Source organism: Streptomyces sp. NPDC045022, assembly GCF_056432605.1.
Window position 1 is genome coordinate 573618 of record NZ_JBWKIR010000001.1, and the last position, 12399, is coordinate 586016.

The following is a 12399-nucleotide window of genomic DNA, read 5'->3' on the forward strand; positions in this document are numbered from 1 at the left end:
GTGTTGGTTGGCGCTCCGGTTCACCTCACAGGGCGGGTAAACCGCGGCTGTCTACTGATCAGCCGGAGTTATCCGGCGGCCCGTGAGGCTTGTGGGCCGGATCGACACCCACATCTCGCGCTCGCCGCCGGCCCAGGGGGTGGTGTGCGCGTGCTGGGTGAGCCTGTGTACTGCCTCCGGCTCCGTCACGACGCTTGCGGGGCCGACGGCGAGAACGCTCCAGCCCTGGCTCATGGCGTCGTCCACGTGGTCGACCTCGAAAGCGACTTCTGTCTCAGCTGCCGCGGCCGCCACGGAGTCGGGAGCGGTCCGGAAGACGATGGCGTCGGCGACGATCTCGTAGTTGACCGGGACGACCGCCGGGCGGCCGTCGGACGCCGACACCGCGACGCGACCCACACCATGCGTGGACAGCAGGGTGCGGCACTCTTCCGGGGCCAGGTCCCGCAGCTCGGGGTGCAGCAGTGCGTGGCCCTGACCGGGGGGAAGATCCATGCCTCCGCCACGGAGTGCGGCGACTGTGGTGCCGAGGGCGTCGGCCAGCCGGATGAGAGTCGCAAGGCTCGGGTCGGCGGGCTGCCCCTCCAGGTAGGCGAGGTAGTCGGGCGACATCACGGCACGGCGGGCCGCTTCTACCAGGCTCAGCCCTTGCCGTCGGCGTTCGACCCCCACGCGCCGTCCGATGTCGCCAGGATTGGTCGCTCTGGTCGACCGCGGAGCGGTGAACACGGTCTCCGCTTCGTGTGTGTCGGGCAGGGGCTCGCGTGTGGCCACGGGTTGTTCATGTCCCAGATGGTGGATGTGGGCGTCGGGCCCCGGGAACACGAGCGTCACTTCGTCCGTGTCCGACCAGCGCACGTCGTAAGGGGGTGTTCCGTCCTCGTGGTGCAGTCCGACGATTTCGCCGTCGCGCCTGGCGGCGCCGGTCGCCGGACTTTCGACGACGAGTTGATCGCCGAGGTGAGCTCGCATGATCGCCGCCCTCTCCTCAGAATGGTGCTGTATCCAACCTGCCACGCGGGCCGCACCGCCGCACGGGGCGGCTGCCCCGTCTCCGCGAGCTGGGCGGCACGTTCCCGGGAGGCGACATGCACCACCGAACGGTCGAGGAGCTCATGAGCCGGGACGTCGTCCGGGCACGGCGTGACACGCCGTTCAAGGAGCTCGTCAGACTGCTGGAAGAGAACGACGTCACCGCCGTGCCCGTGGTGGACGAGCTGGACCGTCCCCTGGGTGTGGTGTCCGAGGCCGACCTGCTCCGAAAGAGCGCCGACCAGGCCGACCCCTCGGGCAGGACGCCCGTCCCGCACCTGGAGGCCTGGGAACGGGCCAAGGCCGAGGGCTCTCGTGCCGAGGAACTGATGTCCGCTCCCGCGGTCTGCGCACGTCCCGAGTGGACCGTGGTCGAGGCCGCCCGACTCATGGAGGCCCAGCACGTCAAACGACTGCCTGTGGTGGACGAGACGGACCGGCTGCTGGGCATCGTCAGCCGCGGTGATCTGCTGCGGGTCTTCCTCCGCCGTGACGAGGCCATCCGCGAGGAGATCACCGGCGATCTGCTGCGGCGCACCTTGGGACTCGATCCACGGGACGTGAGCGCGGAGGTGCGCGACGGGCGGGTGACGCTCGCCGGCACCGTCGAGTACAGCAGTCTGATCCCCGTCATCGAGCAGTTGTGCCGTGGCGTCGACGGCGTGGTGTCGGTGTCCGGGAATCTCTCCTACAAGAAGGACGGTTCCCGGGATGCGTCCACCGACACTTGAGCCGCGGCCGGATGAAACCCCCGGCCCGGGCTGCGAGCGCAGGCTCTCCCCCTTGCTTGTCTTCCCACGAACCATCGGAGTTCACGCGGGCCGTTCAGCGGTCTGAGGAATGCTGGGACGGGACGCCGCCATGCCCTGGACGTCGCGTTCGGCGGCGTTCAGGAGTTGGTGGGCGAGGTCGTGCATGGCCCTTCCTGCCGCCAGTTCGTCGCCGATCTCCGGCACGTTCGTGTCCACCGGATTGCAGTGCGCGGTTCCGTGCCCGGTGAGCGCCGTGGTGCCGGTGGCCAGCGTGACGTGTGCCTTCGTTGTCCCGTCGTCGTCTTCGAAGAGGTGGAGACGCACGGTCCACTGTCCGGTGTGCGACATCGTTCTCTCCTTGCCTGTGTGCAGCGCGCTGCTGCAGTCCGAGCAGCGGCGCTCCAGGTGACCGCACCGGATGGGCGGGATGGCTGGAAGCCAGGTGGATGGCATCCAGTCGGCCACTGGGCGGTCCCCCGGTCTTTCCACGATCAGACGACGCCGCTCCTCGGCCACAGGGCCGAAAGTCCCTGTCGAACCGGCGACCGGCCCTGGAAGCCGACTGCGTCCCGTTCCCCTCGTGGCGGGGCGGTCACATCTGAGGGACGACGGCGACGGGACACGGTGCGTGATGCAGCAGTGCGTGGTTGATCAGGCCGAGCTGCAGGCCCGGATGCCCAAGTCGTCGACGGGCGCCCACGACCAGCAGATCCGCCGTCGACGCGGCTTCCAGCAGCGCCGGGCGCGCCGGTTTCTCGATCAGTCTTCGGCTCACCGCCGCGTCCCCATACCTTTCAGCGGGGTGGCGCAGAGCGTCGTCGAGAACCTGAGCCGGCGGGCGACGGTGGGCTTCCAGGAACCACGACGGGGCCTGTGGGGTCGTACAAGCACCGGACGGTGCACTCCAGGCATGCACCGCCACGAGCCGGCAGCCTCGCACATTCGCCTCGCGCAACGCGAAGTCGACGGCCGTACCGCTGCCTTCCCCGTCCTCGATGCCCACGACCACGTTTCCGAAATGGGCAGCGTGATGCTCCGGGGAGCCGCGAACCACGACAACCGGACAGTCGGCGCGTGCCGCCACAGCGAGGCTGACCGAGCCCAAGAGCATGTCGGCTAGGTCTCCGAGTCCCCTGGACCCCAGGACCAGCGCGAAGGCATTGCGCCCCTTGCCGACCAGTGCTGAAGCCGCGTCCTCGTGTGACACCTCGCTGGACAACCGGACCGCTGGAGCGCTCCCCCTGGCGCGCGCGGAGGCGGCGCTGATCACGTGGGACGTTTCCTGCTCTCCGGCCGTCGCGTGCAGCAGATGGAGCGGAACCCCGTGCCGGGCTGCCTCGGAGGCGGCCCAGTCGACCGCCTCCAGGCTCGCCTCGGATCCGTCGACGCCCACCACCAGGGGAATGGTCACCGCGCCTGTCTCCTCTCGCGCCGGATCACACGGCTCCGGTCCCCTCCGCCGCGGCCCCACATGCGCCGCGGTGAGGACCAGGGGATCCTCGAATGGGAGATACGCCTAGCGCCCGGTATGCAGGTGACGTGCGGACCGTTCACCCGGTCGGACTCGTCCGCCGCCCCCTCCAGCTTCGTACGAGACGGAGGCCGTCGCCATGCCACCAGTCGTCACCGTAGGGCTCACAGTCCGTCTGGGTGTTTGGCCGCCGCCTTCCGGGCCGCCGACTCGGAGACGGAGACGACACAAATCACGGGCGCTTCCCCGTCGCCGCCGTTCCTCATGACGGAGTCCAGCCTTCGCGCGTCTCGGGCCGACGCGTCCGCGCTTCAGTCGGCCGCCAGGCACGACAACGAGCCGCTCCCGCGCGCCGGGGTGTGCGAGACCCACACCGCGACGCTGTTCTTCGTCGGCGATCGGGCCTACAAGCTCAAGAAGCCGGTCGATCTGGGATTCCTGGACTACACCACGGTCGCGGCACGCCGGGCCGCATGCGAGCGCGAAATCACCCTCAACCGCCGGTTCGCCCCCGACGTCTACGTGGGTCTGGGTGAGTTCCGCAGCCCCGATGCCGAGGTGCCTGAACCGGTCGTGGTGATGCGCCGCATGCCGGAGGACCGCCGCCTCTCCCGTCTCGTACGAGCAGGGGATGCCGTGGACGACATCCTTCGGACTGTCGCCCGCCACCTGGCGGCGTGGCACGCGGCCGCACCCCGTGGCCGCGATGTGGACGAACAGGGCACGCGAGACGCGCTGTCGGCGCGTTGGGAGGCGAGCTTCGCGCAGCTGCACGCGCTGGCGGCGGTGGGAGTCGTACCCGACTGCCTGACGGATATCGAGCGGCTGGTGCGCCGCTATCTCGCCGGTCGCAAGCGGCTGTTCGACAGCCGTATCGAGCAGGGACGGGTGGTCGACGGCCACGGCGACCTGCTCGCCGAGGACGTGTTCTGCCTCGATGACGGGCCCCGGGTCCTGGACTGCCTGGAGTTCGACGATCGCCTCCGCTACGTCGACGGCCTGGACGACGCCGCCTTCCTCGCCATGGACCTGGAACAGCTCGGCGCTCCGGAGGCCGCGGCGTACTTCCTCGCCCGGTACGGCGAGTACTCAGCGGACCCCGCGCCTCCTTCCCTGTGGCACCACTACGTCGCCTACCGAGCCTTCGTCCGTGCCAAAGTCTCGCTGATCCAGGCCCGCCAGGGCGCGCCCGGCGCGCAAGCGGCGTCGCGGCGGCTTGCCACCGTGGCACTGCGCCACCTGCGCAGCTCGGCTGTCTGCCTCACCCTCGTCGGCGGACTGCCGGGCAGCGGGAAGTCCACCCTCTCCGGAGCCCTCGCCGACCGGCTGGGAGTCACCCTGCTCAGCAGCGACCGCATCCGCAAGGAGCTGGCAGGCATCCCGGCCGAGCGGTCCGCGGCCACCAGCTACGGCGAAGGGCTGTACACACCCGAGTGGACGGCGAGGACCTATGCCGCCCTGCTCGACCACGCAGCCGTTCTGCTGTCGTCCGGCGAGTCCGTCGTCCTCGACGCCACCTGGTCCGACGCCATCCAGCGTGAGGCAGCGGTGCGGGTGGCCGAGTGCACCAGCGCCGACCTGGTGGCCCTGCACTGCCATGTGCCGGGTGATGTGTCGGCGGCCCGCCTGATCACGCGCGCCCCCGGCGCCTCCGACGCGAGCCCCGAGGTCGCCGGTGCCATGGCCGCGAGGGAAGCGCCGTGGCCCGAAGCCGTCCCGGTCGACACCAGTGGCGCGCTGGAATCCGCCGTCTCTCGGGCGCTGACGGCCGTACGCCCGTGGGGAACCGGTCAGGCCCCAGTCTTCCGCCGTCCGTACATGGAGCCGGACTGAGGCACACGCGCGTCCGTGTTGCCCGGGGGCACTGTGGGGGTGACCGTGGAGGTGGGGGAGCGAGGAGTGAGTTCGGTGCGAGCGCTCGTCTACCACGGCCCTGCACACACCTCCTGGGATACCGTTCCCGATCCCGTGATCGAGGAGGCGACCGACGCGATCGTGCGCGTCGACGCCACCACTGTGTGCGGCACTGATCTCCACATCCGGCGGGGAGACTTCCCCGAGGTGAAACCGGGGACGGTACTTGGCCACGAGGCTGTCGGCGAGGTCAAGGAGATCGGTAGCCAGGTCCACCACCTGCGCCCCGGTGATCAGGTGATCGTGTCGTCCGTCTCCGCCTGCGGTCACTGCAGGGAGTGCCGCGACACCAGGTACGGGCAGTGCCGTGGCGGAGGCGGATGGATGCTGGGGAATCTGGTCAACGGCACCCAGGCCGAGTCGGTGCGCGTGCCCTTCGCCGACCACTCCACCACCCGGCGACCCTACGACCTCGCGCTGGATGACGCGGTGCTGCTCGCCGAACTCCTTCCGACCGCCTACGAGGTCGGAGTGCGCAATGGACACGTCTGCCCGGGAGACACCGTCGTCGTGGTGGGCGCGGGCCCCGTCGGGCTCGCCGCCGTGGTTCTTGCGCGGCTGTACTCACCGCGCAGGATCATCGTCGTGGACCTGGCCGGTGCTCGACTGGAGACCGCTGCCCGGGTGGGGGCGGATGTCGCTGAATCGCCGGGGAAGATGATCACTGACCTGTCCGAGGGGCCGGGCGCAGACGTGGTCATCGAGGCGTCGGGCGACCCGGACGGCTTCGTGCTGTGCACACGCGCCGTCCGCACGGGAGGGCACATCGCCAACATCGGCACGCACGGCAAGCCGGCGACGCTCCACCTCGAGTCCCTGTGGCGCAAGAACGTGACGATCAGCACGGGCCAGGTGGACACGTCCTCCACATCATGGCTGCTGGAGCTGATGAGGTTCGGACATCTGCCCGTCTCACGGCTGGTCACCCACACCTTCGATATGGACCGGATGGAGGACGCGTACGAGGTGTTCGCGTGCGGCCCCAGCACAGGAGCCCTCAAAGTCGTCCTGCACCCCGACTCGACCCCCGGATGAGTTCCGGGCGCTGCGAGCGTGCGGGTGGGGTGGTGTGGCCTCGCGGGACTGGCGCTGGGCTCGGTCGGCGGGCCGCACCATGCGCACTGCCACGCCGCCGTCGTGCGACGCGAGGCGCGGTCATGACCGGTCGGCAGCAGTCCTGTCGACCAGGAACCGCGCCGCGTCGGACAGCGTGGTCAGCTCCGGGTAGTCTTCCTCGTCGATACGGGCTCCGGTGCGCTCGGACAGCAGTTCGATCAAGCTGAGGAAATCGAGCGAATCCAGGTCGAGCACGTCGCGGAACTTGTCGTCCGGTCCAACCAGAGTGAAGTCGGCGTCTGGGATGATCTGTGTGATCGACTCCTTGATCACCGTCAGAGCCTCCGCGTTGTTCAAGGGCTTCATCTGACTCACAGCTCCTCGGGTTTCTGCAGCAGGCGGTCGACCGCCGTGAGGTAGCGCGCTCCCACGGCTCCGTCCGTGGCCCGGTGGTCGGCGGCCAAGGTCGCGGTCACCACCGGACGTACGCCGACCATGCCGCTCGCGGCCCAGGGCCGCTCGACGACCGCTCCGAAGCCGACCAAGGCCACCTGGGGCGGGTGTATGACCCCGAACACCGCCTCTACGCCCTGGTCGCCCAGGTTGGTGACGGTCAGAGTGGCGCCCGTCGTCTCGCTCCCGCGCAGCCGTCCGCGGCGGGCTCGTTGGACAAGGTCCTTGAGGCGGACCATGAGGGCGTCGGGCGGCAGGGTGTCGGCGCGGTGGATCACCGGCGCGAGCAGTCCGCCCTGCCGGAGCGACACCGCGACGGCCAGGTTGATCTCAGAAGCCGGGACGAATCCGTCGTTCCGCCAGTAGCCGTTGAGAGTCGGCACCTCGCGAGCTGCCAGGGCGGCGGCTTTGAGGAGCAGAGCCGCGGGCACGAGGCGGTCGGCGGGCGGACGACCGCGGTTGATCCTGCGCAGCCATTCCTCGGCCGCCGCGAGATCAATGGCGGTGGACAGGTAGTAGTGCGGGATCTCCCGTTTGGAGCGGCTCATGAGGTCGGCGATGGCACGGCGCATGGCGTTCTCCGGGCGGCTGTCGATCGCGACGCCCGCGGGCGGGCGCTGCTCGCCGTCACGCGGGCCCCGATCCGGCCGCTCGGCCCCGGCGCCTGTGCGCAGGGCCGTGTGCACGTCCGCCGCCCGCACGGCTCCGCCGTCGCCGGTGCCCCGCACCGCTCTCAGGTCGATGCCGAGGTCGTGGGCGAGGCGCCGTGCGTACGGTGTGGCGCGGACCCTGGACGTGAGAGGCTGCGCGGCGTGCTCCACGTCGGCACGGGTGATGCGTCCGCCCGGCCCGGTGCCGTGCAGAGTCGTCAGGTCTACACCCCGGTGCTCCGCCAGGTGCCGTACGAGGGGCCCGGCGCCGGTCACCGAGGAGGCTGCGGCGGATGGCTCCGGCAGCGCTTGCACGTGCTGCCTGGCCGGCTGCTTCCGGGGCTCGGCTTGTGCCGGCTTGGAGGCGTGCTCGGGCTTGCGGGCCGCCTTCGGCCGAGGCTGCGGGCGCTCGTGCCGGGCGGCCGGTTCCTGGTCGGCCTTCGCGCGTGCAGGCGTCGGGGGCGGCTGAGCCTCACCGACGGGCTCGCTCGGTCCGGCTGCCACCGGCTCCCCGGGGGCGCCTGCCGGCACGCCGGAGGCGGCTTCGCCTTCGATCACCGCGAGCGGCGTCCCCACCGGAACCCGGGCGCCCGGCGCAACGAGCAGCCGTCCCACGGTCCCGGACTCGAAACACTCGACCTCGATGGCAGCCTTGTCCGTCTCCACGACGGCCACGACGTCGCCCTTGTGCACGCGGTCACCGGGGCTCACGAGCCACTCCTGCAGGAGTCCCTCTTCCATGTCCGCGCCTAGTGAGGGCATGGTGAACGCGGTCATCTCAGCCCGACCTCCCGCTGACCGGCGGCCGCTCCGGCGTGCCGGCTCCGGTCGGCACCGGTTCGCCTACGGCGCGATGCGCGGCAGCGACGACTCCGTCCACCTGGGGCAGCGCCGCCTCCTCCAGCCTGCGCGCGTACGGCATGGGCACCTCGGCGCTGCACACCCGCTCGACGGGGGCATCGAGGTCGTAGAAGTGCTGTTCCGTCAGACGTGCCGAGATCTCCGCGGCGAGGCTGCCGGTGCGCCAGCCCTCGTCGATTACGACGGCACGATGGGTGCGCGTCACCGACTCGCCGATGGTGGCGTCGTCCAAGGGACGCAGGGTGCGCAGGTCGACGACCTCCGCGCTGATGCCGCCGCTCGCGAGGTCGCCGGCCGCGGCCAGGGCCTTCGGCAGTGAGCCCCCGTAGGTGATCAGGGAGACGTCCGTACCGGCTCGGCGGACGACCGCGTTGTCGATGTCGACCGGCCCCGCGTCGGCGGGTAGCTCACCCGAGACGTTGTACAGGCTGCCGTGCTCGAAAATCAGCACCGGGTCCGGGTTGGCGAGCGCGGGGGCCAGCATGTAGCGGGCGTCGGTGAGGGTAGCCGGGGCGAGCACCCGCAGGCCGGGGATGTGCGCGTACCAGCCCTCCAGGCTGTGCGAATGCTGGGCCGCGAGCTGGCGTCCCGCGCCCGTGGTCATCCGGATCACGATCGGCACGGGCAGCTGGCCGCCCGACATGTGCAACAGGGTCGCCGCGTTGTTGAGGATCTGGTCGAGGGCCAGCAGGCTGAAGTTGACCGTCATGATCTCGACGATCGGGCGCATGCCCGCCAGGGCCGCGCCGATGCCGGCTCCGACGAACGCCGACTCGGACAGCGGGGCGTCGCGGATCCGTTCGGGCCCGAACTCCTCCAACAGTCCGAGACTGACGCCGAAGCAGCCGCCGTACCGGCCCACGTCCTCACCCATCAGGAACACTCGCTCGTCCGTGCGCAGCGCTTCGCGCAGGGCCTCGCGCATCGCCTCCCGATAGGTCGTCTTCCGGTCGTCGGGCGCGGCGGGTCCGGCGGTACGCGTGCGGGTGGCGGTCATGGCCGGCTCGCCTCCGGGCTGGTGACGTACTTCAGCAGATCCTCGACGGGTTCCTCGGGAGCCTGATCGGCGGCCTCGACGGCGCGGTCGATCTCGGCGGCCAGGCGGTCCTCCAGGGCGGTGCGGGCCTTGTCGGTCAGCTCCTTCGCCTCCCGCAGTCGCCGGGCGAGCCCTTCGACCGGGTCGCGTTCCTTCCAGTGCTCGATCTCGGTCTTGTCGCGGTAGCGGTCAGGGTCGTACATGGAGTGGGCGCGGAAGCGGTACGTGCGCATCTCCAGGAAGTGCGGTCCGGTTCCGGCGCGTACGCCTTCGGCCGCCCGGCGGGCGGCGTCCTCCACGGCGAAGACGTCCATGCCGTCGACGGCCCAGGAGACCATGCCGTACCCGGCGGCACGCAGCGCGAGGTCGGTCTGGGCCTGGTGCCGGGCCAGGGCGGTGCCCATCGCGTACAGGTTGTTCTCGCAGACCAGCAGCAGCGGCAGCCCCCACAGCGCGGCGAGGTTGGCGGTCTCGTGGAACTCGCCCTCGGCAAAGGCGCCGTCGCCGAAGAAGCAGCAGGTGACACGATTGCGGCCGGTCATGCGGTCGGCGAGGGCGAGGCCGACCGAGAGCGGGAGCCCACCGCCGACGATCGCGTTGCCGCCGTAGAAGCGGCGGCCGGCGTCGAAAAGGTGCATCGAGCCGCCACGGCCGCGGCTACAGCCGGTCACCTTGCCGAACATCTCCGCCATGATCGCCTCGGCCGGAACCCCGCGGGCGAGTGCGTGCCCGTGTTCGCGGTAAGTCGACACGACCGCGTCGTCGGCTGTGAGTGCCTCGGTCACGCCGATGGCCACGGCTTCCTCGCCGATGTAGAGGTGCATGAAACCCCGGATGCGGGCGGCGCTGTACAGCTCCACGCAGCGCTCCTCGAACCGGCGGATGCGCAGCATCGACTCCAGCAGGGCCAGCCGGTGCCCGGAAGCTTGACGGTTCGGACGGGAGGCGGTGCGCGGTGAGCGAGGGGTGTGGGTAGCACTCATGCGGGCTGCTCCGTCCTCGGCGCGGAGGAGGACGCCTCCAGGGTGGAGTCCTCCAGGGTGGAGATGTCACCCTCGGGCAGTCCGAGTTCACGGGCCCGTAGCAGGCGGCGCATGACCTTGCCGCTGCGGGTGTGCGGCAGGTGCTGGTCGAAGGCGATCTCGCGGGGCGCCACGGCCGGGCCCAGCCGGCGCCTGGCGAAGGCCAGCAATTCCTGCCGCATCGTGCTGGTCGCATCGAAGCCCGGCCGCAGGGTGACGAAGGCCTTCACGATGTTCCCGGCGACGGGATCGGGGCGGCCGATGACGCCGGACTCGGCGACTGCCGGGTGCTCCATCAGGGCGCTCTCGACTTCGAAAGGCCCGATGAGGTGGCCCGCAGACTTGATGACGTCGTCGGCGCGCCCGACGAACCAGTACCAGCCGTCGGTGTCGCGTCGTACGAGGTCACCGGTGAGGTACCAGCCGTCCGCAAAGGCCGCCGCGGTGCGTGGCTCGTCGTGCAAGTAACCGCGGAACATGGACGGCCAGCCGGGCCGGAGCGCCAGTTCTCCCTCCACTCCGGGCTCTTCCAGTACGGTGACGCGTCCCTCTGCGACCTCGGCCCGGCCGTCCTCGCCGCGCCGCAGTACCGCCGCCTCCACACCGGGCAGGGGGCGCCCCATCGAACCGGGACGGATGTCGCAGGCAGCGAAATTGGCGATCATGATGGCGCCGGTCTCGGTCTGCCACCAGTTGTCGTGCACCGGCAGTCCGAGAACGTCCCGCCCCCACACCACCGCCTCCGGATTGAGCGGCTCGCCGACCGACGCGATGAACCGCAGCGCGCTCAGGTCAAACGAGCGGGGCAGGTCGTAGGGCCCGGTCCTCGGCGTCGTGCGCATCAGCATGCGCAGGGCCGTCGGCGCCGTGTACCAGACGCTCACCCGCTGTTCGGCGAGGATCCGGTACCAGCGGCGGGCGTCGTATTCGCCCTCGTCCACCACGACCGTCACGCCGTGCATGAGCGGGGCGATGATCCCGTAGGACATCCCGGTCACCCAGCCCGGGTCGGCAGTGCACCAGAACACGTCGTCCGGGTGCAGGTCGAGGGCGTACAGCGCGGTCATGTAGTGGGCGACGGCCGCCTGGTGCACGTGCACCGCGCCCTTGGGAATGCCCGTCGTGCCGCTCGTGAAGTGCAGCAGGGCCATGTCGTGCGGTGAGGTCGGCGGAATCGTGAAGGTGTCGGCAGCGTCGGCCATCAGCGCGTCGAGGGACAGGGTGTCAGGCAGGTCGTCGGCCCCGTCGCCGACGATCAGTACATGGCGCAGGGCGGCCAGGGCCTGGCGTCGTCCGGCGACCTTCCTGCGGTACAGGTCCGCCGTGGTGACCAGCACCTGTGCGTCGCTCAGCGTCATCCGCTGGAAGACCGGGTCCGGTCCGAAGGCGGAGAACAGCGGGCAGAGGACACTGGTGTTCTTCAGCGTACCGAGGACCACGGTGTACAGCTCTGGGCAGCGCCCCAGTAGCGTCACGACCCGGTCGCCGTGACCGATACCGAGGCCGCGGAGCACGTTGGCGAATTGCGCCGTCGAGCGGGCCAGATCCCCGTAGGTCATGGAGGTCACGGAATCGTCCCGCCCGACACAGCGCAACGCGACCGCAGTCGCACGGCCAGATGCCACCTGCCGGTCCGCGGCCTCGTGGGCGATGTTCAGTCCCCGTCCGCCGGGCAGCCCCTGCAGCCTGCTCCCCGCCGCCTGCCACGAGAAGTCCGCGCACTCCTCGTCGTAGTCGCGCAGATTGGGGACGACGAGCGGCGGGGTGTCCTTCCGGATGGTCTCCCATGGCATGGCGGCCCCTCCTTCCTTCGGGCCTTCTTCGACCATCCGTCCGGTCCGTTCCGTCCGCACTGGGTCGAACGGCCCCCGTCCGTGGCCGGACGGCTCCGGTCCACGCCTGTGGCTTGCTGAGACGATGGCCGGACCAGCCTCTCCGGGAGGTGAACGGCCATGGGGCCTCGGCTCCGGTTCACGCTGCTGGGCGTGGGCGCCATGGCCTCCCCGCGCTTTGCGCCGGCCGGGTTGTTGGTCGTCTGTGGCGTCATCGTGTCGCGTTCGACGGCGGTCCCGGGGCGGAGCCGCCCGAGGGCCGGCTGGACGCCTGGCTCGTCACCGACGACCACGCCGAACTCCGCTCCGCCGTGGGATGT

At 70.6% G+C, this 12399-nt stretch carries 11 protein-coding genes; 3 read left to right on the forward strand and 8 right to left on the reverse strand.

Features of this window, described 5'->3' with window-relative positions; translation table 11 throughout:
• Positions 1-51: 51 nt before the first annotated feature.
• Entirely contained in the window at positions 52-972 is a 921-nt protein-coding gene (locus tag AC07C1_RS02520) for a DUF1918 domain-containing protein (protein ID WP_478936380.1), read from the reverse strand.
• 116 nt (positions 973-1088) lie between these two features.
• Between AC07C1_RS02520 and AC07C1_RS02525 the strand changes: the two genes are divergently transcribed.
• Positions 1089-1763 carry a CBS domain-containing protein gene (locus AC07C1_RS02525; protein ID WP_478936381.1) on the forward strand — a complete coding sequence of 225 codons (675 nt, stop codon included), beginning with the start codon at positions 1089-1091 and terminating at the stop codon, positions 1761-1763.
• 81 nt (positions 1764-1844) lie between these two features.
• Here AC07C1_RS02525 and AC07C1_RS02530 read toward each other — a convergent pair whose 3' ends face one another.
• Complete coding sequence (locus tag AC07C1_RS02530) at positions 1845-2132, reverse strand: dsRBD fold-containing protein (RefSeq protein WP_478936382.1); 288 nt, start codon at positions 2130-2132, stop codon at positions 1845-1847.
• A 244-nt stretch (positions 2133-2376) separates the two neighbouring features.
• Positions 2377-3195, reverse strand: a complete 819-nt coding sequence (locus AC07C1_RS02535; RefSeq protein WP_471508634.1) for a universal stress protein — start codon at positions 3193-3195, stop codon at positions 2377-2379.
• A 417-nt stretch (positions 3196-3612) separates the two neighbouring features.
• Here AC07C1_RS02535 and AC07C1_RS02540 point away from each other — a divergent pair, with 417 nt between their 5' ends.
• Together AC07C1_RS02540 and AC07C1_RS02545 are read left to right on the forward strand one after the other, a co-directional pair.
• Positions 3613-5088 (forward strand): bifunctional aminoglycoside phosphotransferase/ATP-binding protein, encoded by a 1476-nt coding sequence (locus AC07C1_RS02540; protein WP_478936586.1) that lies wholly within the window; start codon positions 3613-3615, stop codon positions 5086-5088.
• Positions 5089-5163: 75 nt separating this feature from the next.
• Entirely contained in the window at positions 5164-6204 is a 1041-nt protein-coding gene (locus AC07C1_RS02545) for an alcohol dehydrogenase catalytic domain-containing protein (RefSeq protein WP_478936588.1), read from the forward strand.
• A gap of 120 nt (positions 6205-6324) precedes the next feature.
• Here the strand turns inward: AC07C1_RS02545 and AC07C1_RS02550 are convergent, their stop codons facing one another.
• Genes AC07C1_RS02550 through acsA form a run of 5 tightly spaced genes read right to left on the reverse strand, consistent with a single transcriptional unit; the run spans position 6325 to position 12040 of the window.
• Positions 6325-6591, reverse strand: a complete 267-nt coding sequence (locus AC07C1_RS02550; protein ID WP_478936384.1) for an acyl carrier protein — start codon at positions 6589-6591, stop codon at positions 6325-6327.
• A 5-nt stretch (positions 6592-6596) separates the two neighbouring features.
• Positions 6597-8105: a 2-oxo acid dehydrogenase subunit E2 gene (locus AC07C1_RS02555; protein WP_478936385.1), complete on the reverse strand. Its 1509-nt coding sequence runs from the start codon at positions 8103-8105 to the stop codon at positions 6597-6599.
• 1 nt (position 8106) lies between these two features.
• Positions 8107-9186, reverse strand: coding sequence for an alpha-ketoacid dehydrogenase subunit beta (locus AC07C1_RS02560; protein ID WP_478936386.1), 1080 nt, complete (start codon positions 9184-9186; stop codon positions 8107-8109).
• Positions 9183-10208, reverse strand: a complete 1026-nt coding sequence (pdhA, locus tag AC07C1_RS02565; RefSeq protein WP_478936388.1) for a pyruvate dehydrogenase (acetyl-transferring) E1 component subunit alpha — start codon at positions 10206-10208, stop codon at positions 9183-9185. The genes AC07C1_RS02560 and pdhA overlap by 4 nt, the downstream gene beginning before the upstream one ends.
• Positions 10205-12040: an acetate--CoA ligase gene (gene acsA / locus AC07C1_RS02570; protein WP_478936389.1), complete on the reverse strand. Its 1836-nt coding sequence runs from the start codon at positions 12038-12040 to the stop codon at positions 10205-10207. Before acsA ends, pdhA begins: the two co-directional genes overlap by 4 nt.
• Positions 12041-12399: the final 359 nt, after the last annotated feature.

What these genes read in the sequence shown, in the direction of transcription:
- AC07C1_RS02520 (WP_478936380.1), bottom strand. Translation starts at nt 972, where the DNA reads ATGCGAGCTCACCTCGGCGATCAACTCGTCGTCGAAAGTCCGGCGACC.
- acsA (WP_478936389.1), bottom strand. Translation starts at nt 12,040, where the DNA reads ATGCCATGGGAGACCATCCGGAAGGACACCCCGCCGCTCGTCGTCCCC.
- AC07C1_RS02530 (WP_478936382.1), bottom strand. Translation starts at nt 2,132, where the DNA reads ATGTCGCACACCGGACAGTGGACCGTGCGTCTCCACCTCTTCGAAGAC.
- AC07C1_RS02555 (WP_478936385.1), bottom strand. Translation starts at nt 8,105, where the DNA reads ATGACCGCGTTCACCATGCCCTCACTAGGCGCGGACATGGAAGAGGGA.
- AC07C1_RS02525 (WP_478936381.1), top strand. Translation starts at nt 1,089, where the DNA reads ATGCACCACCGAACGGTCGAGGAGCTCATGAGCCGGGACGTCGTCCGG.
- AC07C1_RS02550 (WP_478936384.1), bottom strand. Translation starts at nt 6,591, where the DNA reads ATGAAGCCCTTGAACAACGCGGAGGCTCTGACGGTGATCAAGGAGTCG.
- AC07C1_RS02560 (WP_478936386.1), bottom strand. Translation starts at nt 9,186, where the DNA reads ATGACCGCCACCCGCACGCGTACCGCCGGACCCGCCGCGCCCGACGAC.
- pdhA (WP_478936388.1), bottom strand. Translation starts at nt 10,208, where the DNA reads ATGAGTGCTACCCACACCCCTCGCTCACCGCGCACCGCCTCCCGTCCG.